This window comes from Nocardioides imazamoxiresistens (assembly GCF_032378595.1).
GTDB lineage: Bacteria > Actinomycetota > Actinomycetes > Propionibacteriales > Nocardioidaceae > Nocardioides > Nocardioides imazamoxiresistens.
In genome coordinates, this window is record NZ_JAVYII010000011.1 from 149,770 (window position 1) to 175,723 (window position 25,954).

Below are 25,954 nucleotides of genomic sequence, written 5' to 3' on the forward strand. Positions count from 1 at the left end.
CCCCGTCGGGCCTCGGTCAGCGGTCCACCCGCAGGGTGACGCGGCTCGAGGTGGAGCTCTCGATGTTCCCCGAGGTCGGCAGGTAGGTCGCGGTCAGCGTGTACGTCCCCGCCGCCAGCCGCGGCAGCGTGACCGAGCCGAGCCACCCCCGGTGCGCGGCCGTCAGGTCCACCGTCGCGAGCACGCGAGTGCCGTGCTTGATCTGCACGCGACCCGTCGGGCCGACCTTGCTCTCGGCGGACACCGCGACCTTGACCCGCGCGTTCTGGGTCGCGCGCACCGTCGTCGCGTGCAGGGCGAGCGCCGTGCTCGAGCGCAGCCGCGCGACCTTCGACACCACGCTGGTCGCGGTGCCGGTGTCGTAGCCGCGGCGCGTCGCGGTGACGCGCAGGGACAGGTTCTGGTTCGCGTCGGTCGCCGCGACGCGGTACGCCGTGCCCGTGGCGCCCGGGATGGGCGAGCCGTTGCGCAGCCACTGGTAGGAGAAGGTCAGGCCGGAGACGTTCCAGGTCCCCGGCGTGGCCGTCAGCGTCTCGTCGTACGCCCGCGGGCCGTGGATGCGGGGGAGCACCGAGGCGGTGGGGGCCGCGTATGCCACCGGGACCGTCGGGCTGACGGCCGACCCGGAGCGGTACCCCGTGCGGTTCACGGTGTAGCGCACGGAGACGTTCATGCCGTTGTGCGCCGGCTGCGGGGTGAACGTGGACTGGTTGGCGCCCGGGATCGCGATGGTGTCGGCGAGCCACTGGTAGGTGACCGTCGTGCCGGAGACGCTCCAGGCCGGGTCCGGCGCGGCGCGCAGCTCCGAGCCGGGGCGGCGGGTCCCCGTCGGGGCGCCGGGGGTGCTGCGCGCGGTGATCTGGGTGGAGCCGTCGCCGGTGGTGCCGAGGTCGACGGTCCCCGACTTCGGCGCGATCACCGAGTTCGCGACCTTGGGGGCGTGGGGCAGCTCGGTGCCGCCGCCGTAGAGGAGCGTCCCGGTCTCGGTCTCCAGCGCGAAGGCGTAGCGCTGGCCCCGCTCGAGCGCGGCCTCGAACCGACCGTCCGCGTCGGTGGACGCGAACCAGTCCACGGCCCACGCCTTCTCGTCGGGGAGCCAGACGTAGACCCACACGAAGCCGTCGACGACCGGCGCGCCGCTCGCGTCGACGAAGCGGCCGGTGGCCACGGGCGCGTCGGTGAGCGTCGTGGTGCCGACGTCGATGCTCGCCGAGGTCATCGTCAGCGCGGTGGCGTCCGTGGGCGCGGAGCCCGGGGCCCCCGGCACCCAGGCGAGGTTGTGGTGCACCGAGGCGATCTGGAGGGTGATCCGCGTGCCGGGCGTGGCGTAGACCGTGTAGCGCCCGTCGGCGTCGGTGGACACGTCGTCGACGTCCTCGACGTACCAGCCGTCGGCGTCCTGCGACCACTGCAGCACGGTGACGGTCGCGTCGACGACCGGCGTGCCGGAGCCGGTCACGACGCGGCCGCTGACGGACGGCAGCGGGGACAGGGTGACGCCGGGGAGCGTGAGGGTCCCGGAGGCCGGGACCGTCCGCGAGTTCGTGGCGGTCGGCCGGCCGGGCTCCTCCGTGGAGCCGCCGAGGTAGAGCGTCTGGTGCCCGCGGGCGACGTACGCCGTCGTGACCACCGCGCCGGCCGGGGCGTACAGGGTGTAGCGGCCCGAGGCGTCGGTCTCGACGTCGTCGAGGTAGTCCCAGTAGGACGTGCCGTCGGGCTCGGTGCGCCAGATCGCGGCCTCGACGACCGCGCCGGCCAGGGGGCCGGACGCCGTGCTGACCACACCGCTGACCGGGCGCTCGGTCGTCGCGGCGAGCCTGGTCGCGCCGAGGGCGAGGCTCCCGGAGGCCGGGACCACGCGGGACGTTCCCGTCGTCGGGCTGGCCGGCAGGTCGGTGCCGCCGCCGAGGTAGGTGGTCGCGTGGCCGCGGGCGGAGAGCTCGACGGTGACGGACTCGCCCGCCGTGAAGTAGTCGCGCCGCGTCGCGTACGCCCCACCCTGGCCGGACGTGGTGCTCTCGGCGTAGTCCCACGCCCGGGCGGTCGGGTCCCACACCAGGAAGCTGACCACGACGCCGGACAGGCCGGCTCCGGCCGCGTCGAGGACCGTGCCGCCCACGGTGTCGGCGCGGGGCAGCACCATCTCCGGACGCACCACCGGCCCGCTCGTCTCGGTGACCGCGAACGTGCCGGCGCCGGTGGCGCTGGTCGGCAGCGTCGGGGTGCCGTTGGAGGTGACCAGGTCGGTGTCCTCCGCGAGGTCGCCGGCCTCGAGGGCGTACGTGCCGACGGCCGTCACCTGCAGGCTGTACGTCCCGTCCGCGGCGACCTGCGCGGAGGTCCCGGTGGCCGCGAACGTCGACCCGTTCCAGCGGTACACGTCGACCCACGCGTCCACCAGCGGTGCGCGGTCGGCGCGTCGGACCGTGCCGGAGACCTCGACGTAGCCGTCGGTGCGGAGGTCGTCGACGCGGGGTCCGGCGCCGGCGGGCGCGGCGCCGGCGGCCGGCGCGAGCAGCGTGAGAGCGGACACGAGGACGGCGAGGGCGGCGACGAGCGCGCCCAGCACGCGGCGCAGGGGATGGGCCATGACGGTGGTGGTTCCTCCGAGTGGGGGACCGTCGCGGCGCGACGGTGCTGGGGGGATCATCCCCACCCAGGACCCCTCGCGTCCGGCGTTCGCCGCGATCGACGCCGACGTCACTCTCCACCGGGCCCCCGCCGCGGGTGGGCCCCGGGACGACGGTCCGCGCTACTGTGACCCGCCGTGGGGAAGCGGCGCCGGAGCCGACCCCACGACCGACGGGTGAAGAGAGGGTGTCGTGTCGCACAAGCTGGTGATCGTCGAGTCCCCTGCGAAGGCTCGGACGATCGCGGGTTATCTGGGGTCGGGCTACGTCGTGGAGTCGTCCATCGGCCACATCCGCGACCTGCCGAACAACGCCGCCGACACCCCCGCCAAGATCAAGGACAAGCCGTGGGGCCGCCTCGCGGTCGACGTCGACAACGGCTTCCAGCCGTACTACGTGGTGCCGCGCGACAAGAAGTCGCACATCTCGAAGCTGAAGAGCCTGCTCAAGGACGCCGACGAGCTCTTCCTCGCCACCGATGGTGACCGCGAGGGCGAGGCCATCGCGTGGCACCTGCTCGACGAGCTGAAGCCGAAGAACATCCCCGTGAAGCGGATGGTCTTCCACGAGATCACCAAGCAGGCGATCGTCGACGCCGCCGAGCACCCGCGCGAGCTGGCGATGGACCTCGTCGAGGCGCAGGAGACGCGCCGCATCCTCGACCGCCTCTACGGCTACGAGGTCTCGCCCGTGCTGTGGCGCAAGGTGATGAGCGGTCTGTCCGCCGGCCGCGTGCAGTCGGTGGCCACGCGTCTGGTCGTCGACCGGGAGTCGGAGCGGATGCGCTTCCGCGTCGCGTCGTACTGGGACCTCGAGGGCACCTTCGACGCCGGCAGCGCGCACGAGCAGCGGATGTTCCCGGCCAAGATCCACTCCGTCGACGGAGCCCGCGTGGCCCGCGGCTCCGACTTCGGCCCCGACGGACAGCTCAAGAGCGCCTCGGCCGGCAAGGTCGTCCACCTCGAGCGCGCCCGGGCCGAGGGCCTGGTCGCGGCGCTCGCCGACACGACCTACGACGTACGCTCGGTCGAGTCGAAGCCCTACAAGCGCTCGCCCTACGCGCCGTTCCGCACGACCACGCTGCAGCAGGAGGCGTCGCGCAAGCTCGGGATGAGCGCCAGCACCACGATGTCGGTGGCGCAGCGGCTGTACGAGAACGGCTTCATCACCTACATGCGTACCGACTCGACGACGCTCTCCGACGGCGCCGTCGCCGCGGCGCGCGACCAGGTGCGCGAGCTCTATGGCGCGGAGTACGTGCCGGACCGCCCGCGGGTGTACGCCAGCAAGGTCAAGAACGCGCAGGAGGCGCACGAGGCGATCCGTCCGGCGGGCGACAGCTTCCGCACGCCGGCCCAGACCCGCCTCACGGGCGAGCAGTTCCGCCTCTACGAGCTGATCTGGATGCGCACCGTCGCCTCGCAGATGAAGGACGCCACCGGGCAGTCGGTGACGATCCGCCTCGGGGGTGCCGCCTCGAGCGGCGAGGACGTCGTCTTCTCGGCGTCGGGCCGCGTGATCACCTTCCACGGCTTCCTCAAGGCGTACGTCGAGGGCACCGACCACGGTGCGGCCACCGACGACGCCGAGACCCGCCTGCCCGCGGTGACCGAGGGCGACGCGGTCTCCGCGGCCTCGGTGTCCGCGAGCGGTCACGAGACGAAGCCGCCGGCTCGCTACACCGAGGCGACCCTGATCAAGGAGCTCGAGGAGCGCGAGATCGGGCGCCCGTCGACGTACGCCTCGATCATCGGCACCATCCTCAACCGCGGCTACGTCTACAAGAAGGGCACCGCCCTCGTCCCGGCGTGGCTCGCGTTCTCCGTCGTGCGGCTGCTGACCGAGCACTTCCCCCGCCAGATCGACTACGAGTTCACGGCCCAGATGGAGGACGTGCTCGACGAGATCGCCGCGGGCCGCAGCGATCGCAACACCGAGCTGGCCGAGTTCTACTTCGGCTCCGGCGACGTCGACGGCCTCAAGACGCTGGTCAACGAGCTGGGCGACATCGACGCCAAGGAGCTCGCGACCTTCCCCGTGCCCTACGCGGGCGACGAGGAGACCGGGATCAACCTGCGGGTCGGGCGCTACGGCCCGTACCTCGAGGGCCCGGGCGACGACGGCGCCGGCGCGGCCAAGCGGGCCAACGTGCCCGACGACCTGCCTCCCGACGAGCTGACGGTCGCGAAGGCCAAGGAGCTGCTGGCCAACCCCGCCGGCGAGGAGCGCGAGCTCGGCCGGCACCCGGAGACGGGTCTGGTCGTGGTGGCGAAGAACGGCCGCTTCGGGCCGTACGTCACCGAGCTGCTGCCCGAGGACGCCCCCAAGAGCGCCAAGCCGCGCACCGGCTCGCTGTTCGGCTCGATGTCGCTCGACACCGTCGGGATCGACGAGGCGGTCAAGCTGCTCAGCCTGCCGCGCGTGGTGGGCACGGACGCCGAGGGCGTCGAGATCACGGCGCAGAACGGGCGCTACGGGCCGTACCTCAAGAAGGGCACGGACTCGCGCTCGCTGACGAGCGAGGACCAGATCTTCGACATCACCGTCGACGAGGCCCTGGCCATCTACGCCCAGCCGAAGCAGCGCGGGCGCGGCGCGGCCAAGCCGCCGCTCAAGGAGCTCGGGGCCGACCCCGTGACCGGCGAGCCGATGGTGGTCAAGGACGGCCGGTTCGGTCCGTACGTCACCGACGGCACGACGAACGCCTCGCTGCGCAAGGACGACACGGTCGAGGACCTGACGGTCGAGCGCGCCGCCGAGCTGCTGGTGGAGCGTCGCGAGAAGGACGCGGCGAACCCGAAGAAGAAGGCGGCCAAGAAGGGCGCGAAGAAGGCCCCGGCCAAGAAGACGGCGGCGAAGAAGACCACCGCGAAGAAGGCGGCGGCGAAGAAGACCACCGCCAAGAAGTCGACCGCCAAGAAGACGACCACCGCGACGTGACGCGCCCCGACCCGCTGTCGGTGCGACCCCGTAGGTTGCTGCCGTGACCTCGCCCGAGACCGGCGGAGCCGGCCTCCGCACCGAGACCGGTGTCTTCGTCTGCTTCGAGGGCGGCGACGGCGGCGGCAAGTCGACGCAGTCCGCGCTGCTGGTCGACCGGCTCCGGCGCGAGGGCTACGTGGCGGTGCCGACCTTCGAGCCGGGCGACACGGCGGTGGGACGCGAGCTGCGCCGCATCGTCCTCGACCCGGCGACCGGGTCGCTCGCGTCGCGCACGGAGGCGCTGCTCTACGTCGCGGACAAGGCGGAGCACGTCGAGTCGCTGGTGCTGCCGGCCCTGCGGCGCGGCGAGGTCGTGGTGACCGACCGCTACGTGGACTCGACGCTGGCCTACCAGGGGGCCGGTCGCACCCTCGGCGACGCCGTGGCGGGCCTCGAGCAGCTGGCCCGCTGGGCGACCCGCGACCTGCGGCCGCACCTGACCGTCGTGCTCGACGTGCAGCCGGCTGCGGGCCTGGGTCGCTTCGAGGGCCGCGACCGCATCGAGGCCGAATCGCTCGACTTCCACCTGCGGGTGCGCGAGGAGTTCCTGCGGCTCGCCGCGGCGGACCCCGAGCACTACCTGGTCGTGGACGCCACCCGCACGCGCGAGGACATCGCGGCCGAGGTGTGGACGCGGGTGCTGCCCGCGCTCGACCGCGCCCGCGTCGCAGGGGGGACACCGTGACCGTCTGGGACCAGCTGGTCGGCCAGCGCCCCGTCATCGGCGGGCTCGCCGCCGCGGCCTCGACCGGTCACGGCATGACCCACGCGTGGCTCTTCACCGGCCCGCCCGGCTCGGGGCGCTCCAACGCCGCCGTCGCCTTCGCCGCGGCCCTGCAGTGCGAGCGCGGCGGGTGCGGCGAGTGCCACGACTGCCGCACCGTGCTGGCCGGCTCGCACGCCGACGTCGGCATCGTCCGCACCCAGCGGCTCTCGATCGGCGTCGACCAGGTGCGTGACCTGGTGCGTCGCTCGGCGCTCGCCCCGGCGGGCCGGCGCTGGCAGATCCTGGTGGTGGAGGACGCCGACCGGCTCACCGACCAGGCGTTCAACGCGCTGCTCAAGGCGATCGAGGAGCCCACCGAGCGCACGGTGTGGATGCTGTGCGCGCCGACGGTGGAGGACGTGCTGCCGACGATCCGCTCGCGCTGTCGGCTGGTCACGCTGACCACGCCCGCGCCCGCCGACGTCGCGGCCTTCCTCGAGCGGGCCGTCGGCGCGGCGCCCACGTTGGCGGCGTACGCGGCCCGCGCGAGCCAGGGCCACATCGGCCGGGCGCGCGCCCTCGCGGCCGACGAGGCGACGCGCAACCGCCGCCGCGACGTGGTCGCGCTGCCGGCGCGGCTGCGCTCGCTCGGCGCCGCGATGACGGCCGCCGGCCTGCTCAACGAGACGACGAAGACCGAGGCCGAGGCGATCACCACCGAGCTCGACGCGCGCGAGCGCGCCGACCTGGACGCGGCGTACGGCGTCGTGGAGCGGGGTCGCAAGCCGCGGGAGTACGCGCCGGCGCGCGCGGCCCTGGAGCGCGAGCAGAAGGCCCGCGCCAAGCGCCGGCACCTCGACGTGGTGGACCGGGCGCTGACCGACCTGGTGTCGGTCTACCGCGACGCCGTGGCCGTCGCGCTGGGCAGCGGGGCCGAGCTGGTGAACACCGAGCTGGCGGAGGACGTGGAGACGCTGGCCGAGGAGCTGGGCGCCGAGGGTTGCCTGCGGCGCATCGACGTCGTGTTCGCGGCGCGCGAGCAGATGCTGGAGTTCAACGTTCCTGTCATGCTCGCCCTGGAGTCGATGATGGTGGGGCTGCTGCCGGACGCCGAGCGCGCCGGCGCGGCCCCACGACGGTGGTAGGAGGAGCGTGACGTGTCGCGGGGAAAGCTGATCGCCCTGGTGGTCGGGTTCGGGCTGCTCGTCGGAGCGGTCCTCGGCGGGGTGACGGCTGCGCTGGTGCTGCGCGACGGCGGCTCCGACGAGGCCGGCGGTGACGGCGGCAGCGGGGGCGGCGGCGCGGCGGGCGAGGCTCCCGACGCCGCGCTGCAGGGCTTCTACGACCAGGACATCGACTGGTCCGACTGCGAGGACGACGACGCCTACGAGTGCGGTTGGCTCGAGGTGCCCCTCGACTACCAGGAGCCGGACGGCGAGACCATCGAGCTGCGACTGCGGCGCGAGCCCGCCGCCGAGCCCGACGAGCGCATCGCCTCGCTGGTCACCAACCCCGGCGGCCCCGGGGCCTCGGGCGCGGACTTCGTGACGTACGCCCCGTTCAGCTCCGCGCTCAAGGACCGGTTCGACATCGTCGGCTTCGACCCCCGCGGCACGGGGGAGAGCTCGCCGATCGACTGCCTGAGCGACGAGGAGCTGGACGAGTACATGGCGTACTCGGCCGACCCCGAGACGCCCGAGGGCCAGGCGGGCACCATCGAGTGGCAGGAGCGCTTCGGCGCCGGCTGCGAGGAGCTGTCGGGCGACCTGGTCAACCACGTGTCGACGGTCGAGACCGCGCGCGACATGGACGTGCTGCGCGCGGCCCTGGGCGATGAGGACCTGCACTACGTGGGCTTCTCCTACGGCACGACCCTCGGTGCGGTCTACGCGACCTACTTCCCGGAGCGCTCGCAGCGGCTCGTGCTCGACGGCGCGACGGACCCGTCCCTCGACCGCGTCGACGGCTCCATCAGCCAGATCGCCGGCTTCGAGGTGGCCTGGGACAACTTCGCGGCCGACTGCCAGTCGCTGCCGGGCTGTCCGCTGGGCTCGACGCCGGACGAGGCGAGCCAGATCATCGACGGGTTCTTCGACGAGCTGCTGGCCCAGCCGATCGCCACGAGCGACCCGGACCGCCCGCTGACGGCGGCCCTGGCCCAGACGGGCGTGCAGGCGGCGCTCTACAGCGAGGACTACTGGCCGATCCTGACCCAGGCGATCGACGACGGGCTCAGCGGCGACGGGACGTACCTGCTGCTCCTCGCGGACAGCTACGCCGACCGCGCCGAGGACGGCACGTACAACTCGAACCTGATGGAGGCGTTCTACGCCATCTCCTGCCTCGACGACCCGACGAGCCTGGGGCCGGACGAGGCGGAGCAGTACGCCGACGACTTCGCCGAGGCCTCGCCGACGTTCGGCCAGGGCGGCGAGATCGGCCTGGGCTGGTGCAGCGGCTACACGGGCCGCCAGGCCGAGGAGCCGCGGGAGGTGACCGGCGAGGGCGCCGCGCCGATCGTCGTCATCGGCACGACCGGCGACCCGGCCACGCCCTACGAGGAGGCCGTCGCGATGGCCGACGAGCTCGAGTCGGGCGTGCTGCTCACGCGCGAGGGCGAGGGCCACACGGCCTACGGCTCGGGCAACAGCTGCATCGACGACACCGTCGACGCGTTCCTGCTCGAGGGCGAGGTGCCGGAGGACGGCACGACCTGCTGAGGCCGCCGCGGGTACGCCGGCCGCCTCACCGCGGTCGGTAGGGCTCGGCGATCTGCTGGATCCGGGCGGTCGCCAGCTCGATCATGAGCTCGGCGGCGGGCGACAGGGTCGCCTCCGCACGGTGCACGACGGCGATGACGTCGTACTGCCGCGGTCGCAGCGGGACGGACCCGGCGTGCGGCGCCAGCCGGGGCAGCAGCGAGTCGGCGGCGCCGCGGGGGATGACCGAGTCGGCCAGGCCCATCCCGACGAGCTCGACCGCCGTCTCGACGTCCTCGACCTCGATCCGCGTCGTCGGGTTCCGGCCGGTCTCGTGCAGCATCTGGCGCAGGACGATCCGTGTCGAGTCGACCGCGCGCCACGTCGTCTCCGGCATCACCAGGGTGGCCTGGGCGAGCCGGCTCGCGGTGACGGGCGCGGTGAGGCGCTCCGGATCGGCGCTGATGTAGACGAGCTCGTCCTTGGCGACGGGGGTGACGGTCATGCCCTCGCTGGTCACGGCGGGCACCGCGATCATGGCCGCCTCGAGGCGACCGCGCCGCAGCTCCTCGTGGACGTCGGTCGAGTTCTGCCCGATCAGCTCGACCCGGACGCCGGGGTAGCGGGCAAGGACGTCCGCCACGAGGCCGGCGCCGGCGTAGAGCCGCGCGGTGCCGAACATCCCGAACCGGATCGTCCCCGTGTCGAAGCTGCGCGCGCTCGCCACGGCCCGCCGGGCGTCGTCGGCCGCTGCGAGGGTGCGCTCCGCGTGCGGTCGCAGCTCGTCGGCGATGGTGGTCGGCACGACACCGCGCCCCACGCGCCGGAAGAGCTGCACGTCGAGGGACTTCTCCAGCGCCCGGATCTGCTCGGAGACGCTCGGCTGTGCGTACCCGAGCTCGGCGGCCGCGGACGTCAGCGAGCCGTGCTCGTAGGTGGCGAGGAAGCAGCGCAGCTGGTGCAGCGAGAGCATGGGTGCAGCGTACGCCGAGCCATAGGTGATGCCTTGGGATAGCGCTGGAAAGTGAGGCTACCCCTTGAATCTCGACGTCGACACAATGGAGGGGTCCCCGATCTGACCCCGAGGAGGTCCCCCCATGTTCGTCCACCACTGCACGGTCTGCGACACGGCCCAGCTCACGTTCGACACCCAGATCACGGGGGTCCGACCGGTCCCCGGCGGCTACGAGGCGACGTTCACCTGCTGGTGCGGCGGGGAGCAGACGTTCCTCAGCGAGGGCGCGGCGGCCGCGGCCCTCGAGCTGGCCGCCTGACCCGGCCCGGACCCTGATTTCGTCCCGCCGGACGGGCGCCCCTATACTCCTTCGGGTCGCTCGCCTCGGCGGGCGACAGGCCGCCTTAGCTCAGTCGGTAGAGCGAGTCACTCGTAATGACTAGGTCGTCAGTTCGATTCTGACAGGCGGCTCCGACCCGAAGCCCCCGGCCCGCAGCGATGCGGGACGGGGGCTTCTTCGTCGTGGGGACGGGTTGCGTCAGGTGTGCGTGGGTACCGTCGAGCGGGGTTCGGGCTCCGGTCAGACGCGACGAGCGACGGGGACGGCAACGGTGCACGCTGGTGAGCAGGGACAGGTCTTCGCGGAGCGGTACGCGCTCCGGGAGGTCCTGGGCGTCGGCGGCATGGCCGAGGTGCGCCGCGCGGTCGACGTCGACACGGGCCGCGACGTGGCGCTCAAGCTGCTGCAGGACCGCAGCGCCGACGATCCCGACGGTGTGCGTCTGCGAGGCGAGGCCCGGTTGCTCTCGGCGCTCGACCACCCCGGGGTCGTCCGGGTGCTGGACGCCGGCGTCGCCGACGGCCGCCCCTACCTGGCGATGGAGCTGGTGGCGCGCACGACCCTCAAGGACGTCTGCGCGACCGACGGCGCGCTGGCGCCGGCCCGGGTGGCCCGCATCGGGGCCCAGGTGGCGGAGGCGCTGGCGCACGTGCACCGTGCCGGTGTCGTGCACCGCGACGTGAAGCCGAGCAACGTCCTCGTCGACGAGGCGGACCGCACCTGGCTGACCGACTTCGGCATCGCGCGCTCCGTCGACGACGTCGCGCACCACACGCGTACCGGCACCACCGTCGGGTCGCCCGCCTACCTCGCGCCCGAGCAGGTGCGCGCCGAGCGGCGCATCACGGCCGCCGCCGACGTGTACGCGCTGGGGCTGCTGCTCGTCGAGTGCCTGAGCGGCCGGCGCTGCTACCCGGGCCCGGCGATCGAGGCCGCGCTGGCCCGGCTCACGCGACCTCCGGAGATCCCCGGCCACCTCGGCCCCAGCTGGGTGGACCTGCTGCGGACGATGACGGCGATCCATCCCGGTACGCGGCCCTCGGCCACCGAGGTGGCGGCGCGGCTGCGACGCCTCGACGCCCACGAGAGCCGGTGCGACCTCCCGGGCGAGCTGTCCGCGACGACGGACTGGGACCTGCTGGTCTCCGACGCGACGACGGACGGGTTGGTGCTCGGCGGTCCGGGCCGTCGTCGGCGGCGACGCCGTGCCGGCGCGGCCGTGGCGCTGGTGGCGGCCGCCGCGGTCGCCACGGCCGTGGCCACCACCTCCGGCGCCACGTCGGACCCCGAGTCCCCGCCGGGCGCGGACCAGCCGGCGGCGCCCGCCGTGTCGTCGACGCCGCCGGTCGAGCCGGCCGCCGAGCGCACCGACCCGGCGCCGGTGAACCCGTCCACGACCGAGGTGCCCGTGGCGCCCGTGGCCACCGCCGACGACCCGGTCTCGGCCCCGGTGGCCGATGCCGCGACGGCGAGCAACGGCCAGGGGAACGGCCAGGGCAACGGCCAGGGGAACGGCCAGGGCAACGGCCAGGGCAACGGGACCGGTGGGGACAGCGGGAGCGCTGCCGGCGAGAACAGCGGCAACGGCAACAACGGAGGCGGCAACAACGGAGGCGGCAACAACGGAGGCGGCAACAACGGCAACGGGAACGGCCGGGGTCGCTGAGCCGGCCGCCCTCTGCGAGCATCCCGGCGTGACCGACCGAGCCCCACGTCCCGCCGCCGCCGTCGACCGGGTGGCTGCGGCCGCGATGTGGGAGGCGTACTCCGCCGCCCGACCCGACGCCGTCCGGGCCTGCCCCGAGCACACGGTCGAGCACTTCGGTGACACCGAGCGGCTCGCCGACGAGCTGCTGGGCCTCGTGCTCGCGGGCGGCAAGCGGGCCACGGCCGAGCTGGTCGACGACTTCCGCGCCCGGGGCGACGACCTGCCCCGCGTGGGCTCGCACTGGATCGCGTGCGACGGTCGCGGGGTGCCCCGGATCGTGATCCGCAGCCTGGAGCTGCGCCTCGGGTCCTTCGCGTCGGCCGACGCCGCCTTCGCGGCCGCGGAGGGGGAGGACGACGGATCGTTGGAGAGCTGGCAGCGCGAGCACCGTCGTTACTGGACCCGCGTCGCGGAGGCGCGCGGCGCCCGGTGGTCCGAGCAGGACGAGATCGTCTTCGAGCGGTTCGCGGTCGTGTGGCCGCCGGAGCACGCGGACCCCGTCTGATCCTGGTCCGCGACAGGTTGGCGACCGGGGCGCATGGGGTGCGGACCAGGGGGTACCGGCCGTTCGGCGCCCGACCCACCCTCACGCAGCGGTGGTCGGGCGCCTGTCCGTGGGCGCGACGGGTACCGGTGGGCCGCACCGCACACCCGACGCACAGGAGGACGCCATGAGCCACCACCAGGACGAGGGAGTCGCGAAGGTCGCCGAGCTGGTCGACGACGCCCGCATCGCGATGCTCACGACCATGACCGCCGACGGTCGTCACGTCAGCCGGCCGATGGCGCTGCAGGAGGTCGAGTTCGACGGTGACCTGTGGTTCTTCTGCCACGACGACTCCGACAAGGTCGCCCAGCTGCGGACGAACCCGCAGGTCAACGTCTCGTTCTCCGACCAGAAGAACTCGGCGTGGACGTCGGTCTCCGGCGCCGCCACCCTGGTCGAGGACCGCGCCAAGGCCGAGGAGCTGTGGAGCCCCGCCCTGGAGATCTGGTTCCCGGACGGCCTCGAGACCCCGACGCTCGGTCTGGTCAAGGTGCACGTGGAGACGGCCGAGTACTGGTCGGCCTCGGACTCCCGCGTCAAGCGCCTCATCGGCGGGCTGCGCGCCGCGGTGACGGGCGACCCCGACAAGTTCCCCGCCGAGAACGAGACGGTCCGTCTCGACGGCTGAGCACCCGCCGGCGCGGGACCGATGAGTTCGTCGCCCGGGTCGGGTCGGAGCCACGACCTGACCGCACGACGAAGGACGACGAACTCATGGGCAAGCTGGTGCTGGTGGAGAACCTGAGCCTCGACGGCGTGATGCAGGCGCCGGGGCGGCCGGACGAGGACACGCGGGGCGGTTTCGGCCAGGGCGGCTGGGCGTTCGCCTGGCTGGGTGAGGACCCGGAGGCGATGGAGGCCTCCATGGCGGGCGATGCGCCCGGCGCCCTGCTGCTCGGTCGCCGCACCTATGAGGACCTCGTCGGCTTCTGGCTCTCCCCGGCCGCGGGCGACAACCCCTTCGCCGACCTGCTGCGGCACACGCCGAAGCACGTCGTGTCGGGCGTCTCGCCCGCGCTCGAGCACCCCGCGTCCCACCTCCTGCACGCGCCGGACGAGGCCGCGCTGGTCGAGGGGGTACGCACGCTGGTCGCGGCCACCGAGGGCGAGGTGGTCGTGCTCGGCAGCGGCATGCTCGCCCGGGCCCTGCTCGCCGCGGACCTCGTCGACGAGCTCGTGCTGACGATCATCCCCGTCGTGCTCGGGTCGGGTGCCCGCCTCTTCGACGGCGACGGCACCCGCGTACGCCTCGCGGCGACCTCGACCTACACCTCGCCGAGGGGCGCCGTCGTCGGGCACTACGTCGTGCAGCGCTGAGCGCCGCCCCTCCGTCAGGGGGCCGGCGCCACCTCGACGGAGTGCTCGACGACCGGGAACGGCTCGTCGTGGTGGTGCAGCAGGGCGTGCCGCCGCGCGTACTCACGACTCACCGCCACGCCGAGGCGCGGAGCAGGCGCAGCCCGTTCAGCCCCACGACCACGGTGGACCCCTCGTGGCCCGCGACGCCGAGCGGCAGGGGCAGCGTGGCGACGAGGTCCCAGGTCACGAGCACGACGATGACGGCGGCAGCGAACACGAGGTTCGCGACCACCACCCGGTGCGCCCGGCGGGCGAGCCGCACCAGCGGGGGGAGCGTGCCGAGGTCGTCGCGCACCAGGATCACGTCCGCGGTCTCCACGGCCAGGTCGCTGCCGCGACGGCCCATCGCGACGCCGACGTGGGCCGTGGCCATGGCTGGCGCGTCGTTGACGCCGTCCCCGACGAAGGCGGTGCGGCGTCCCGTGTCGTGCAGCGCGACGAGGTGGGCGGCCTTGTCCTCGGGCAGCAGCCCGGCCCGCACCTCGTCGATCCCCGCGCGCGACGCGACGGCGCGGGCCGCGACCTCGTGGTCGCCGGTCAGCAGGACGCCCTCGGCGCCCAGGTCGCGCAGCTCGCGCACCGCGGCCGGCGTCTCGGGCCGCAACGTGTCGCGCACGACGAGCACGCCGACGGCGACCTCGTCGATCAGCACCACCACGGCGGTGTCGCCGCTCGCCTCCGCGGCGGCCAGGGCCTGCGCGGCGGCCGGGTCGGGGCGTACCGCCAGCAGGGCCGGCGCACCCACCGCGACGCGTCGCCCCTCGACGACCGCGCGCACCCCGCGCCCGGCCGTGGCGGTGAACTCCGAGGCTCCCGGCAGCGTCAGACCGCGGTCGCGGGCCCCCGCGACCACCGCCCGCGCGACGGGGTGCTCGCTGGGCTGCTCGGCGCCCGCGGCGAGGCGCAGCAGGGCGTCGGCGGGGTACGCCCGGGGCGCGAGCGCCACGACGTCCACCAACGCGGGCTCACCGAGGGTCAGGGTGCCGGTCTTGTCGAGCGCCACCACGTCGACCTCGCGCAGCTGCTCGAGCGCGACGGCCGACCGGACCAGCACGCCGTGGCGCCCGGCGTTGGCGATGACGGCCAGCAGGGGCGGCATCGTCGCCAGCACGATCGCGCACGGCGAGGCGACGATCATGAAGGTCATCGCGCGCAGCAGGGTGGGCTCGAACTCTGCGCCGACGGCGAGCGGGACCCCCAGCAGCGCCAGCGTCGCCGCGACCATGGCGACCGAGTAGCGCTGCTCGACCCGCTCGATGAACAGCTGCGTGCGGGCCTTCGTCCCCGACGCCTCCTCGACCATCGCGACGATCCGGGCGACCACGGAGGCCGACGCCTCGCGGTCCACGCGCACGTGCAGGGCGCCCGGGCCGTTCGACGTCCCGGCGAAGACCTCGTCGCCGACCTCGCGCAGCACGGGAAGCGGCTCACCGGTGATCGAGGACTGGTCGACCTCGCTGGCGCCGTGCACCACCGTGCCGTCCGCCCCGATCCGCTCGCCCGGCCGCACGAGGACGAGGTCGCCGGGCACGAGGTCGGCGACGTCGACCTCGGTCTCCGTCCCGGCGCCGCCGGGGCCCCGGCCCAGCCGGGTGGCCCGCTCCGGGGCGAGCGTGAGCAGGGCGTCGACGGAGTCGGCCGTGCGGCGCGTCACGAACGCCTCCAGGGCCCCGGAGGTCGCGAAGATGACGATGAGCAGCGCGCCGTCGAAGACCTGGCCGATCGAGGCCGCCGCGAGCGCCGCCACGACCATCAGCAGGTCGACGTCGAGCGTGCGCTCGCGCAGCGCCCGCAGGCCGGCGAGCAGCGGCTCCCAGCCGCCGGTGGCGTAGCAGGCCAGGTAGAGCGTCCACCACACGACGGGCGGCGCGCCGAGCACGTGGGCCACCACGCCGAGGAGGAAGAGGCCGAGCGACCCCGCCGCCCACCGGACCTCCGGCAGCACGAGGGCACTGGCCAGCGCGCTGGGCCCGGCGAGAGCGCGGGGCCCTCCGCCGCCGTGGTCACGGGTGGCGGCGTCGGTGGCGGGGGCTCGACTGGGCGCGTTCACGCCAACAACTACACATATGCGCATGCGTTCATGTCAAGTCGTCTAGGATCGCGGCGTGGGACACAAGGTCGCGGACGACGTCGACTCGCGCCAGGCGCTGACGCGCGAGGCGGCGAAGTCGATCGCCGCGACCCTGCAGGCGCTCGCGACGCCGAGCCGCCTGCTGATCCTCGACCGCCTGCGGCACTCGCCCGCCACCGTCGGCGAGCTGGTGGACGCGGTCGGGATGGAGCAGCCCGCGGTCTCCCAGCAGCTGCGGCTGCTGCGCAACCTCGGCCTCGTCACCGGCGAGCGGGAGGGGCGCAGCATCGTGTACGCGCTGCACGACGACCACGTCGCGCAGCTGCTCGACGAGGCCATCTACCACGCCGAGCACCTCCAGGCGCCGCGTCAGCCGTAGGCCGACCGGGGGCGGTCCGGCTCAGTCGCCCGAGCCGCCGCGCCGCCGCGAGCGCGCCAGGTCGCGCAGCGCCGCGCCAGCGGCGTGGAACCCCGACATCCCGTGCACACCCGCGCCCGGTGGGGTCGAGGCCGAGCACAGGTAGAGGCCCGGCACGCCGAGGGAGTAGGGATCGAGGCCCGGACGCGGCCGGAAGACGATCTGGCGGGCGGTGGCCGCGCCGGCGGCGATGTCGCCGCCCACGTAGTTCGCGTCGTGCTCCTCCAGCGCGGCCGGGCCCCGCACGGCCGTCGCGACGACCCGCTCCCGCAGGCCGGGTGCGAACCGCTCGAGCTGGGCGAGGACCGCGGGGGTGGCGTCCCCGTCGTAGCCGTTCGGCACGTGGGCGTAGGCGTACAGCGGGTGCACGTCGCCCGCCGAGCGCGACGGGTCGGCGAGGTGCTGCTGACCGACCAGCACGAAGGGCCGCTCCGGCATGCGTCCACGCGCGGTCGCGGCCTCCGCGGCCGCGATCTCGCGGGTCGAGCCGCCGACGTGCAGCACGCCGGCTCGTCGACAGCCCTCGGCGGTCCAGGGCACGCCTCCCTCGACGGCGAGGTCGACCTTCCAGGCGGCCGGGCCGTAGCGGAAACGGGTGAAGGAGCGCCGCACGCCGGTCGGCAGCAGGTCGCCCACGATCTGCAGCGCGCCTGCAGGCGCGGTGTCGAGCAGCACCAGGTCCGGCGGCGCGTCCAGGTCCGCCTGCTCGGCGACGGCGTCGAGCGCGGTCACGCGTACGCCCGTCAGCACGCGGCCGCCGTGCTCCTCGAGGGTCGCCACCAGAGCGTCGACGATCGCCGCGCTGCCGCCGGCGGCCACCGGCCAGCCGACGACCTGGGCCGCGGCGCCCAGGAGCAGGCCCACCGCCGAGGTCAGCGGGCGGTCGAGGCGCCCGAAGCCGTGCGCGGCGATGCCGGTGAAGAGGGCGGAGCCGGCCTCGTCGGCGAGCAGCCGCGCGCTGGTCGTCGCGGGCAGGACGGCACGGGCGCCGAAGCGCGCCAGGGTCAGCGGGTGCCGGGGCACGTGCAGCACCGGACGCAGGGCCTCGGCCACGACGTCCGCGAAGTGCCCGGTCGCGGGAGCGAACAGGCGCCGCCAGCGCTCGCCGGCGCCCGTGCCGTGGTCGTCGTCCAGCGAGTCGGCGACCAGGCGGGGGTCGCGCCCCAGCAGTCCGGCGCGCCCGCCGTCCAGCGGGTGGGCGAGGTCCACGTCGGCCCAGCGCCAGCGCAGCCCGTGCCGTTCGAGCCCGAGCGAGGAGAGGAACGGCGAGGCGATGCCGAGCGGGTGGAAGCCGGCGCAGTCGTCGTGCAGGAGGCCGGGGGCGGTGTGGACCTCCGAGCGGCAGCCGCCGCCGGGCGTCGCGGCCGCCTCGAGCACGGTCACCCGCAGACCCGCGCGGGCGAGCCGGATCGCCGCTGCGAGCCCGTTCGGTCCGCTGCCCACGACGACCGCCGTGCCCTCGGTGGTCCGGTCGCGCCGCATGCCCCGAGCCTAGGGATCGGCCGGGCGAGGAGCGGCGGCGCCCCGGCACCCCGGCGCCGCTACGGTTGCCGACCGTGACCGACAGCGCGGGGGACGCCCGGGAGGACCTGGTCGCCCGGATGGAGCGCCACCAGGTCCTGCTCTACCTCGCCGCCATCGCGGTCGGGGTCGCGGTCGGGCGGCTCGTGCCGGGAGCCGGGGCGCTCGACGTCGCGATCACCCCGGTCCTCGCCCTGCTGCTCTTCGCGACCTTCCTCGCCGTCCCGTTCGCGTCCGTGGCCGCCTCGTTGCGGGACGCCCGGTTCCTCCTCGCCCTCGCGGTCCTCAACTTCGTGGTCGTGCCCGTCGTCGTGCTCGGGCTCTCCCGCGTCGTCGCGGGCGACCGTGTGCTGCTGGTCGGCGTGCTGCTGGTCCTGCTGGCGCCGTGCATCGACTACGTCATCGTCTTCACCCGGCTGGCCGGAGGGGCGGCGGAGCGGTTGCTGGCGGCGGCGCCGCTCCTGATGGCCGCCCAGGTGCTCGCGCTGCCGGCGTACCTTTGGCTGCTCGCCGGGCCCGACGTCGCCGCGGCGGTCGAGGTGGGCCCCTTCGTCGAGGCGCTGCTCGTGCTCGTCGTGGCCCCGCTCGGCGCGGCGGTGCTGGTGCAGGTCGCCGCCCGCCGACAGCACCAGCGGCCGACGGCCCGGGCGGCCCGGGCCGTCGGCTCGACGGCGCTGGCGGCGATGGTGCCGCTGATGATGGCGACCCTCGCCGTCGTGCCGGCCTCGCAGGTGGGCGCGGTGGGCGCCGACGACCTCGGCGGGCTGGCCACGGTGGCGCTGCTGTTCGTCGCGTTCCTGGTGGTGATGGCGCCGCTCGGCCGTCTGGTCGCGCGGGCGGCGCGCCTCGACGTCCCCGCCGCGCGGGCCCTCACGTTCAGCGGCGCGACCCGCAACTCGCTGGTCGTGCTGCCGCTCGCGCTCGCGCTCCCGGATGCGTACGCCCTGGCGGCCCTCGTCGTGGTCACCCAGACGCTCGTGGAGCTCGTCGGCATGGTGCTCTACGTCGTGCTGGTGCCCCGCCTCGTGCGCTGAGCGGGAAGGCCCGCGCGCCCCGACGCGTTGACGCGGACGTGCAGCTCTCCCTCCTCGACCGCTCCCGCACCCGCTCCGGCCACCCGGACGCAGCCGCGCTCGCGCACACGGTCGAGCGGGCCCGGTGGGCGGAGGAGGCCGGGTACGCCCGGTTCTGGGCCGCCGAGCACCACGGCGTGCCCGGCGTCGCCTCGGGGTCGCCGCCGGTGCTGCTGGCGGCGGTCGGCGCCGCGACCCGGCGGATCCGGATCGGCTCCGGCGGCGTGATGCTGCCCCACCACGCGCCCATCGTGGTCGCCGAGCAGTTCCGGATGCTCGAGGCGCTGCACCCCGGGCGGGTGGACCTCGGACTGGGCCGCTCGTTGGGCTTCACCGAGCCCGTGCGTCGGGCCCTGCGCCACCTCGCCGACCAGCCGGACACCTTCGAGGCCGACCTGGCCGAGCTCCGCGCCCTGCTCGACGGCACGGCTCCCGTCACCGTGCGCCCGGCCGGCGGCGGTCCGGTGCCGATGTCGGTGCTCGCGACGGGGCGCGGGCTGCAGGTCGCCGCGCGCCTGGGTCTTCCGGTCGTGCTGGGCGGACCCGCGCTCGAGGCGCCCGAGGTCGCGGACGCGGTGGCCGCCTACCGCCGCGACTTCCGGGCGTACGCCGACGGCGACCGGCCGCGCGTGACCGTCGCGCTCGACGCGTACGTCGCGGAGGACCTCACCGCCGCCCGCGACCTCGCGCTCCCGGAGGTGTGGGCGATGGCGCGCTCGCGGGAGACCGGGGTGTTCGAGGCGCTGCGCCCGGTCGAGGAGATCCGGGCGGAGCGCTGGTCGGAGCAGGTACGCCGACGCGTGGACGCCGCGCTCGACCGCGCGGTGGCGGGCACCGCGGCCGAGGTGCGCGAGCGCGTCGCGGACCTCGTGTCCGCGACGGGCGCCGACGAGGTGCTGTCGTCGACCTCGACCTACGACCGCGAGGCCCTGCGCACGCTCGACACCGCCCTCGGCGAGGTCGTGGCGACGATCGGCTGACGGGCGCGGCGGTCCAGGTACGCCACCGCGCGGGCGAACAGGGCGGTGGCGTCCGCGGCGTCGGCCGCGCTCCCGCCGGGCCGTCCGCTCAGCACCGGGGACATCTCGGGCAGCGGCTCCCCGGCGGTCGCCGCGCACACGCGGGCCGCGACCGAGACGTCGGAGGGGTGCAGCGACCACACGGCCTCGAACTCGCGCAGCCCGTCGGGCACGTCGTCCTGGCCGGGCAGCTCCCACGCCGTCAGCGCCACCGGGAGGTCCTCGGCGAGGCACACGACGGCCCACTCGGCGACCAGGGGCGAGTCGGGCGAGAGCGCGACGCGGCGCGGGCGGTGCGCCTGCAGGTCGTCGGTGCCGGGGAAGTCCACGGCCAGCACGGTCGTGCTGCTCGCGCGACGCGCGAGGTCGCGCCAACGCGGCTCGGCGTGGGCGTAGAAGCGCTGCTCCTGGAACGCGCCGAAGAGGCGGGGGGCGGTGGCCCGCGCCATGAACTCGTCCTCAATCGCGTGGGACATCGCGATCAGGGTGCGCTTCGCCAGCCGGTGCACGGGCAGCGCGGGGTTGCTGCGCCGCAGGTCGGCGAAGACCGACCGGGCGGGGACGTGGGGGGCGGAGCGCACCTGCGCGACCGCCTCGTCGAGCCGCAGCCCGGCGTCGCGCAGCGAGGCGACGCGGCGCACCAGCTCGACCGCCTCGGCCGGGTAGCGACGGTGTCCGCTGGGCAGTCGCTCGGCCGTGGGGAACCCGTGCCGCTGCTCCCACATGCGCAGCGTCGCAGCGCCGACGCCGGACCGCTCCGCGAGGGCGCCGATGGACAGGAGGTGTTCCGCCGGTTGGGCCATGCTGTCATCCTAACTTCAACACTGTGTAGAAGTCTCGCGTAGAAGTTTTTCGTGGTCGAGGGAGGCCCCCATGAACGTTGCTGCACCGTGCGACCGACGGGTCGCCCTCCCGCTCGTGCTCGGGCGTGGCGGGACCGCCCGCGGCGTGCTGGCGCACGGCCCCGACGGCGACCTCGAGCTGCACCTGGAGCGTCTGGGCTGGTGGTCGCGCGCCCGCGTCGCGCGCGAGCTGCGCTCGGCCGGGGCGGCGATGGCTGCCGGCGGGGTGCGGATGCGGGTGCTCGTCGACGGCCGGCCCCTCCTCGTGCTGGGCGAGCCGAGCGCCCCGTGGTGGCAGCGGACGACCGTCCGCGGCCGCGGCGTCCGCCTCGTCGGCTGACCCGGTCCGCCCGTCCGTGGCGGCATTGAGAAATCCTTGCGACGAGATCTGGGGAAAATCGAGACGCGGGTTGGAACGGCGAGGCATACTTCTACTCGAACCGCGGTGGTGACCCGAGACGCCACCGCGGTTCTTTTACATTTCCCGCGACCGCCCGCCGTGGACTCGGCCGGCGCGGGCCCGGTGCCCCCGATGCTGCGTTCCCGCTCCGACGTCGAGATGGTCACCCTCCTGTTCCCCGGACGCACCGACGACGAGGTGGCCGCCGCGGTCGAGCAGCTGGGCGGGGTCGGACGGGTGGGCCCCGACGAGCGCGGCACCACCGGTCTGCTCACCTGCGGCTCCGTCCCGGGCGAGGACCCGCGGGAGTGGTGCCTGATGCGGGTCGACGCGGAGGGCAGCGGGCTGACGCTGCGGGTCGAGGAGCTGGCGACCACGCTCGGTCTCGCCCCGTCCGAGGTGATCACCCCGCGCGAGGACGACCTGGTGCCGGACGGTGACCGGACGGTCCTCGTGCTCCCGGCCGCGCAGCGGCACTACGCCCCGGTCGGCGCCGCGGTGGCCGGCACGGCGATCGAGGTGCGCGAGGTCGACGGCTGGCACCTCGTGTCGTGGGCCGACGGCGCCGCGCCGCGGGCGTACTCGCAGCTGGTCGGCCAGCTCGTCGTGCGCACGACGGAGGGCCGCGGTCGACGGGGTGTGCTGTTCTCCGCCTCGCCCTTCCACGACGTCGTGGAGGAGTTCCACAGGGGCGACCTCGTGGGCGGGAGGCACTGGCCCCGGCACCTGTGGCGGCCGGTCTTCTCGCCGTCCGTGCGCGACGTCGAGCCCGCCTGGGACCTCGTGTCCGCGATCGTCGGCGACCTGCTCCCGCAGCACGCCGACGACGACTTCGCGTCCTGGGGCGACGACCCGGTGCGCCGCCGCGCCGCGTTCCGCCGCTCCGCCCTCGACATCGAGGAGGTCGCCGGGGCGCTCGGCCTGCCCGCGGAGACCGGCGCGGTCCTGCGCGGCGAGAGCCGCGTCCCCGCGCAGCGCCACGAGGCCCAGCGCGTCGTGGAGGCGATGGAGGGAGCGGCGGGGCTCGAGCGCGGCACCTGGAAGGACCGGGTCTCCCTGCTCTCGTCCGTGGTCTCGCTGGTGGTCGCCGTCCTGGTGGTGGCCGTCGGCGGCGACGCGGTGCCGACCCTCCTGTGGTGGTTCTGGGTGGTGGCCGGGGCGCTGTCGGTGCTGCACCTGGCCACACGCGCCTGGTTCGCCCTCCTCGACCGCCGACGCCGTCGCTCGGTCGACGACGCGCCGCTCACCGGGCCGGACGCGGCGCGCGAGCCCGCGGAGCCCATGGCCTAACGTGCCACCGGTGAGCACCGCCGACGCCGTCTCCCCGGACTCCGACCGCCCCTGGGCCGACCCGGGAGCCTGGCCCGTGGCGCCGGGGGTGCACCGGATCCCGCTGCCGCTGCCCAACGACGGGCTGCGGGCGGTGAACGTGTACGCCGTCGAGACCGACGAGCCCGACGGCTCGCGCGGCATCACCCTCGTCGACGGCGGCTGGGCCATCGAGAGCGCCGCCGAGCTGCTGGCCTCCTCGCTGGCAGGCATCGGCGCGGGCGTCGCGGACGTCCGGAGGGTCCTCGTCACCCACGTCCACCGCGACCACTACACGCAGGCCGTCGCCCTGCGTCGCCTCGTCGGTGCCGAGGTGCGCCTCGGTCGCGGCGAGGAGACCTCGCTGCGGATGTCCATCGCGGGCAGCGAGGTCGTGCGCGACGAGATGGTCGCCCACCTGCGCGACGCCGGGGCCGAGCAGGCCGCCGTGGCCTGGGAGCAGGCGCCGCCCGGGCCGACCGCCGACACCGACTTCTGGGAGCTGCCGGACCGCTGGCTCGAGCCCGACGAGCAGGTACGCCTCGGCGACCGCGTCCTGGACGCCGTGGCCACCCCGGGCCACACGGCCGGGCACGTCGTCTTCGCCGACACCGCCGAGGGCCTGCTGTTCGCCGGCGACCACGTCCTGCCGACCATCACGCCGTCGATCGGCTTCGAGCCGTCGACCCGCTTCGGCGCCCTCGGCGACTTCATGGGCTCGCTGGCCCGCGTGCGCGAGCTGCCGGACCTGCGGCTGCTGCCCGCGCACGGCCCGCTCGCCCCGTCGGCGCACGCCCGGGTCGACGAGCTGCTGGCCCACCACGACGAGCGGCTGGCGCTCAGCCTCGAGCCCCTCGAGGTCGGCGGCGAGGGCCTGACGGCCCGCGAGGTCGCGGCGCACCTGCCCTGGACCCGGCACGCCCGCGCGTACTCCTCGCTCGATCCCTTCAACTCCGCGCTGGCCGCGATGGAGACCCGCGCCCACCTCGAGGTGCTCGTGGCGCGCGGCCAGGCGGTCGTGGAGCGGGGCGGCGCGGACGGCTCGGACCCGCTCGGGGCGGCGCCGGCGCGCTACCGGCGCGTCTGAGCGGGGCGGGTCATGGGGACGTGCGGGATGCCGTCCTCGAGGTACTCCGGACCGGTGACCGCGTAGCCGAAGCCGGCGTACCAGCCCGCCAGCGGCGCCTGCGCGTCCAGGCGCGACTCCCGCTCGCCGATCTGCTCCAGCGCGGCGTGCAGGAGGCCGTCCGCGAGCCCGCGGCCCCGGGCGGTGCGGGCGAGCAGGACGCGGCCGACCCGCGCGTACGCCCCGTCGTCCAGGAGCCGCAGGTAGCCGAGGAGCTCGCCCTGCTCGCCCTCCTCGCCGGCCTGCTCGTCGGTGAGGAGGACGTGGCGCGTGGCCGGCTCGAGGTCGCGGCCGTCGAGGTCGGGGTAGGGGCAGTCCTGCTCGACCACGAACACGTCCTGGCGCAGCCGCCACACGGCGTACGCCTCGCGCGGCGTCAGGTCGTCGAAGGTCAGGGAGCGGATCGGCACCGGCACAACCTACGCCCGCCGAGCTGGCGCGAAGGGCACGGTTCGGCGCGGCGACCTGGCGCGGACGGCACGGATCGACGCGTCGAGTTGCGGGTTCCGCCGCGGTTCGGGGCGTCGAGTTGCGGGGTGTGCCGCGGTTCGGGGTGTCGAGTTGCGGGTTGTGCCGCGGGGTGCAACCGGGGGGCGTCGGGGGTACGCGCGGGAGGGCTGTCAGGTGGGTTGACCTGCGGAAACGTTCTCCACAGGTCGGTCCGCGACCCTGTTCATCGAACGCACGTTCGGATAGAATCTGGGGTATGGATCGGGGGCCCCAGCAGCACACCAACAGCCCGTCGCGGGCTGCGCTGCTGGACGCCGCCGGCGAGGCGATGCGGGCCCAACGCGCTGCCGAGGCGGCCGCGTTCTTCGCGGCTGCCGACTACGCCGATGCCCACCTCGACGTGGAGTGCGGCAGCTCGTCCAGCAACCCGGTGGTGGGTGACCCGATCGGCCCGCTCGGCATGTGGGTCGACGACGAGCAGGCCCTCGCGGCGGTGCCGGGTGGGGACAGGTGGCTCGCGTACGGCGGACCCGGCGCCCCGCTGGTGTCGGAGTTCGCGGTCCTGGAACTGGTCACCGCGATGGGCCTCAGCCAAGACGCCGGCCGTGCGCTGGTGGGCGATGCCATCGAGGTCCGACACCGCCTCCCGCTGATCGCGGCCCGGGTCGCCGCGGGTGGGGTGCAGGTGTGGCGGGCCCGGCGGATCGCTCGCGCCACGCGGACCCTCACCTTGGAGGGTGCGGGGTTCGTGGACCGCAACCTCGCCCACGTCGCGCACTCCATCTCGGGGGCGGGGATCGACCGGCTCGTTGCCGAGGCGTCGGCACGGTTCGACCCCGAGACCACCGAAGCCGACCGTGCGGACGCGGACGCGGGCCGGTTCTTCACGATCGACTTCCGTGCCCGCGAAGCCCTCGGCGTGCACGGCCAGGTCGGCGGAACCGTGCCCGTGTCCGGTGAGCTGGACCTGGCCGACGCCCGTGACCTCGAGGAGGCCGTCGCCAGGGGTGCGGCCGAGTTGGCGGCGTTGGGGTCGGGTGAGTCGCTCGACGTGCGTCGGGCGGTTGCGGTCGGTGAGCTCGCGCGGAAGCAGACCGCCCTGGACCTCACCGGTCGCGACGGCCATGGCGGGCCTGTGGCGGCGTCGACGGTGGCAGCGCGTCAGGTCGTGCTGCACGTCCACCTCACCCAGGCCGCACTTGCGTCGACCTCGATCGGGATCGACCCCCTCACCGGCGGCACCGGCATCGACCTGGCCACCGTGACCGCGCCCGGCATCGGGCTGCGGACCGTGACCGCCGAGCAGGTCCGCGACTGGTGCCGCACCACCGACACCCACGTGGTGGTCAAGCCGGTGATCGACCTCAACGAGCACATCACGACGCCCAGCTACCGGATCCCTGAACGGCTCGTCGAACAGGTCCAACTACGTCGACCGACGTGCCAGTTCCCTTACTGCAACCGACCAGCGCGGGTCAGTGACCTCGACCACCGCGTCGAATGGCACGCCGACGGCCAGACAGCCAGCGACAACCTCGTCCCGCTCTGCCGCCTGCACCACCGCGCCAAGACCCATCCCACGCACGCCGGCACCGACCCACCCGACGGACCCGATCACGAGCAGCACCACGAACGCCGCTGGCGCTACCGACCCACACGCCCCGACGAACCACCCGACGGCTTCGTCTGGACCAGCCCCCGCGGCCGGCGCTACCTCGTCACACCAACCGGCACCATCCCGCTCGACTAGCCCCCAGACGCGCACGGCACCACCCGACACCACCCCGCACCACCCGGCAG

22 protein-coding genes and 1 tRNA gene are annotated in these 25,954 nt (G+C 74.7%); 17 read left to right on the forward strand and 6 right to left on the reverse strand.

Features of this window, described 5'->3' with window-relative positions:
• Nucleotides 1–16: 16 nt before the first annotated feature.
• Nucleotides 17–2,590 carry an Ig-like domain repeat protein gene (locus tag RDV89_RS20055; protein ID WP_315736065.1) on the reverse strand — a complete coding sequence of 858 codons (2,574 nt, stop codon included), beginning with the start codon at nucleotides 2,588–2,590 and terminating at the stop codon, nucleotides 17–19.
• Nucleotides 2,591–2,822: 232 nt separating this feature from the next.
• Between RDV89_RS20055 and topA the strand changes: the two genes are divergently transcribed.
• Genes topA through RDV89_RS20075 form a run of 4 tightly spaced genes read left to right on the forward strand, consistent with a single transcriptional unit; the run spans nucleotide 2,823 to nucleotide 9,038 of the window.
• On the forward strand, nucleotides 2,823–5,570 hold the full coding sequence (gene topA, locus RDV89_RS20060) for a type I DNA topoisomerase (RefSeq protein ID WP_315736067.1): 2,748 nt from the start codon (nucleotides 2,823–2,825) through the stop codon (nucleotides 5,568–5,570).
• Nucleotides 5,571–5,613: 43 nt separating this feature from the next.
• Entirely contained in the window at nucleotides 5,614–6,297 is a 684-nt protein-coding gene (gene tmk, locus RDV89_RS20065; protein WP_315736069.1) for a dTMP kinase, read from the forward strand.
• A complete protein-coding gene (locus RDV89_RS20070) occupies nucleotides 6,294–7,463 on the forward strand; it encodes a DNA polymerase III subunit delta' (RefSeq protein ID WP_315736071.1) in 1,170 nt (389 codons plus the stop codon). The genes tmk and RDV89_RS20070 overlap by 4 nt, the downstream gene beginning before the upstream one ends.
• A 12-nt stretch (nucleotides 7,464–7,475) precedes the next feature.
• Nucleotides 7,476–9,038: an alpha/beta hydrolase gene (locus tag RDV89_RS20075; RefSeq protein ID WP_315736072.1), complete on the forward strand. Its 1,563-nt coding sequence runs from the start codon at nucleotides 7,476–7,478 to the stop codon at nucleotides 9,036–9,038.
• 25 nt (nucleotides 9,039–9,063) lie between these two features.
• Here the strand turns inward: RDV89_RS20075 and RDV89_RS20080 are convergent, their stop codons facing one another.
• Nucleotides 9,064–9,990 carry a LysR family transcriptional regulator gene (locus tag RDV89_RS20080; RefSeq protein WP_315736074.1) on the reverse strand — a complete coding sequence of 309 codons (927 nt, stop codon included), beginning with the start codon at nucleotides 9,988–9,990 and terminating at the stop codon, nucleotides 9,064–9,066.
• Nucleotides 9,991–10,114: 124 nt separating this feature from the next.
• Here RDV89_RS20080 and RDV89_RS20085 point away from each other — a divergent pair, with 124 nt between their 5' ends.
• From RDV89_RS20085 to RDV89_RS20110, 6 genes are all read left to right on the forward strand, one after another.
• Nucleotides 10,115–10,291 (forward strand): hypothetical protein, encoded by a 177-nt coding sequence (locus tag RDV89_RS20085; RefSeq protein WP_315736076.1) that lies wholly within the window; start codon nucleotides 10,115–10,117, stop codon nucleotides 10,289–10,291.
• Nucleotides 10,292–10,370: 79 nt separating this feature from the next.
• Nucleotides 10,371–10,443 (forward strand) — tRNA-Thr (locus RDV89_RS20090).
• Between the two features lie 140 nt (nucleotides 10,444–10,583).
• Nucleotides 10,584–11,978 carry a serine/threonine-protein kinase gene (locus RDV89_RS20095; protein WP_315736078.1) on the forward strand — a complete coding sequence of 465 codons (1,395 nt, stop codon included), beginning with the start codon at nucleotides 10,584–10,586 and terminating at the stop codon, nucleotides 11,976–11,978.
• Nucleotides 11,979–12,006: 28 nt separating this feature from the next.
• Nucleotides 12,007–12,525: an ASCH domain-containing protein gene (locus tag RDV89_RS20100; RefSeq protein WP_315736080.1), complete on the forward strand. Its 519-nt coding sequence runs from the start codon at nucleotides 12,007–12,009 to the stop codon at nucleotides 12,523–12,525.
• Between the two features lie 166 nt (nucleotides 12,526–12,691).
• On the forward strand, nucleotides 12,692–13,195 hold the full coding sequence (locus tag RDV89_RS20105) for a pyridoxamine 5'-phosphate oxidase family protein (protein WP_315736082.1): 504 nt from the start codon (nucleotides 12,692–12,694) through the stop codon (nucleotides 13,193–13,195).
• Between the two features lie 86 nt (nucleotides 13,196–13,281).
• Nucleotides 13,282–13,884 carry a dihydrofolate reductase family protein gene (locus RDV89_RS20110; protein WP_315736085.1) on the forward strand — a complete coding sequence of 201 codons (603 nt, stop codon included), beginning with the start codon at nucleotides 13,282–13,284 and terminating at the stop codon, nucleotides 13,882–13,884.
• 109 nt (nucleotides 13,885–13,993) lie between these two features.
• Here the strand turns inward: RDV89_RS20110 and RDV89_RS20115 are convergent, their stop codons facing one another.
• Nucleotides 13,994–15,976: a heavy metal translocating P-type ATPase gene (locus RDV89_RS20115; RefSeq protein ID WP_315736087.1), complete on the reverse strand. Its 1,983-nt coding sequence runs from the start codon at nucleotides 15,974–15,976 to the stop codon at nucleotides 13,994–13,996.
• 55 nt (nucleotides 15,977–16,031) lie between these two features.
• On the opposite strand from RDV89_RS20115, the gene RDV89_RS20120 reads away from it, so the two are divergent.
• Entirely contained in the window at nucleotides 16,032–16,376 is a 345-nt protein-coding gene (locus tag RDV89_RS20120; protein ID WP_315736089.1) for an ArsR/SmtB family transcription factor, read from the forward strand.
• A gap of 21 nt (nucleotides 16,377–16,397) precedes the next feature.
• Here RDV89_RS20120 and RDV89_RS20125 read toward each other — a convergent pair whose 3' ends face one another.
• On the reverse strand, nucleotides 16,398–17,897 hold the full coding sequence (locus RDV89_RS20125) for a phytoene desaturase family protein (RefSeq protein ID WP_315736091.1): 1,500 nt from the start codon (nucleotides 17,895–17,897) through the stop codon (nucleotides 16,398–16,400).
• 74 nt (nucleotides 17,898–17,971) lie between these two features.
• Here RDV89_RS20125 and RDV89_RS20130 point away from each other — a divergent pair, with 74 nt between their 5' ends.
• The gene (locus tag RDV89_RS20130) at nucleotides 17,972–18,970 is read left to right on the forward strand and encodes an arsenic resistance protein (RefSeq protein WP_315736093.1); all 999 of its coding nucleotides are present in this window, start codon (nucleotides 17,972–17,974) and stop codon (nucleotides 18,968–18,970) included.
• 38 nt (nucleotides 18,971–19,008) lie between these two features.
• Complete coding sequence (locus RDV89_RS20135) at nucleotides 19,009–19,989, forward strand: MsnO8 family LLM class oxidoreductase (protein WP_315736095.1); 981 nt, start codon at nucleotides 19,009–19,011, stop codon at nucleotides 19,987–19,989.
• Here RDV89_RS20135 and RDV89_RS20140 read toward each other — a convergent pair.
• Nucleotides 19,923–20,831 (reverse strand): DICT sensory domain-containing protein, encoded by a 909-nt coding sequence (locus RDV89_RS20140; RefSeq protein ID WP_315736097.1) that lies wholly within the window; start codon nucleotides 20,829–20,831, stop codon nucleotides 19,923–19,925. The two genes, RDV89_RS20135 and RDV89_RS20140, sit on opposite strands and share 67 nt — an antisense overlap.
• 70 nt (nucleotides 20,832–20,901) lie before the next feature.
• Here RDV89_RS20140 and RDV89_RS20145 point away from each other — a divergent pair, with 70 nt between their 5' ends.
• From RDV89_RS20145 to RDV89_RS20155, 3 genes are all read left to right on the forward strand, one after another.
• On the forward strand, nucleotides 20,902–21,210 hold the full coding sequence (locus tag RDV89_RS20145; protein ID WP_315736099.1) for a hypothetical protein: 309 nt from the start codon (nucleotides 20,902–20,904) through the stop codon (nucleotides 21,208–21,210).
• Nucleotides 21,211–21,402: 192 nt separating this feature from the next.
• Complete coding sequence (locus tag RDV89_RS20150) at nucleotides 21,403–22,560, forward strand: hypothetical protein (protein WP_315736101.1); 1,158 nt, start codon at nucleotides 21,403–21,405, stop codon at nucleotides 22,558–22,560.
• Nucleotides 22,561–22,570: 10 nt separating this feature from the next.
• Nucleotides 22,571–23,665, forward strand: a complete 1,095-nt coding sequence (locus RDV89_RS20155; RefSeq protein ID WP_315736103.1) for an MBL fold metallo-hydrolase — start codon at nucleotides 22,571–22,573, stop codon at nucleotides 23,663–23,665.
• Here the strand turns inward: RDV89_RS20155 and RDV89_RS20160 are convergent.
• Nucleotides 23,650–24,114 (reverse strand): GNAT family N-acetyltransferase, encoded by a 465-nt coding sequence (locus RDV89_RS20160; protein ID WP_315736105.1) that lies wholly within the window; start codon nucleotides 24,112–24,114, stop codon nucleotides 23,650–23,652. The two genes, RDV89_RS20155 and RDV89_RS20160, sit on opposite strands and share 16 nt — an antisense overlap.
• A 296-nt stretch (nucleotides 24,115–24,410) precedes the next feature.
• Between RDV89_RS20160 and RDV89_RS20165 the strand changes: the two genes are divergently transcribed.
• Complete coding sequence (locus RDV89_RS20165; RefSeq protein WP_315736107.1) at nucleotides 24,411–25,904, forward strand: HNH endonuclease; 1,494 nt, start codon at nucleotides 24,411–24,413, stop codon at nucleotides 25,902–25,904.
• The last annotated feature ends 50 nt before the right edge of the window (nucleotides 25,905–25,954 follow it).

Excerpts from the sequence above, each read along its gene's own strand:
- RDV89_RS20165 (WP_315736107.1), top strand. The coding sequence starts at position 24,411 with ATGGATCGGGGGCCCCAGCAGCACACCAACAGCCCGTCGCGGGCTGCG.
- RDV89_RS20080 (WP_315736074.1), bottom strand. The coding sequence starts at position 9,990 with ATGCTCTCGCTGCACCAGCTGCGCTGCTTCCTCGCCACCTACGAGCAC.
- RDV89_RS20055 (WP_315736065.1), bottom strand. The coding sequence starts at position 2,590 with ATGGCCCATCCCCTGCGCCGCGTGCTGGGCGCGCTCGTCGCCGCCCTC.
- RDV89_RS20085 (WP_315736076.1), top strand. The coding sequence starts at position 10,115 with ATGTTCGTCCACCACTGCACGGTCTGCGACACGGCCCAGCTCACGTTC.
- RDV89_RS20140 (WP_315736097.1), bottom strand. The coding sequence starts at position 20,831 with ATGGCCCAACCGGCGGAACACCTCCTGTCCATCGGCGCCCTCGCGGAG.
- RDV89_RS20145 (WP_315736099.1), top strand. The coding sequence starts at position 20,902 with ATGAACGTTGCTGCACCGTGCGACCGACGGGTCGCCCTCCCGCTCGTG.
- RDV89_RS20125 (WP_315736091.1), bottom strand. The coding sequence starts at position 17,897 with ATGCGGCGCGACCGGACCACCGAGGGCACGGCGGTCGTCGTGGGCAGC.
- RDV89_RS20105 (WP_315736082.1), top strand. The coding sequence starts at position 12,692 with ATGAGCCACCACCAGGACGAGGGAGTCGCGAAGGTCGCCGAGCTGGTC.
- RDV89_RS20150 (WP_315736101.1), top strand. The coding sequence starts at position 21,403 with ATGCTGCGTTCCCGCTCCGACGTCGAGATGGTCACCCTCCTGTTCCCC.
- RDV89_RS20110 (WP_315736085.1), top strand. The coding sequence starts at position 13,282 with ATGGGCAAGCTGGTGCTGGTGGAGAACCTGAGCCTCGACGGCGTGATG.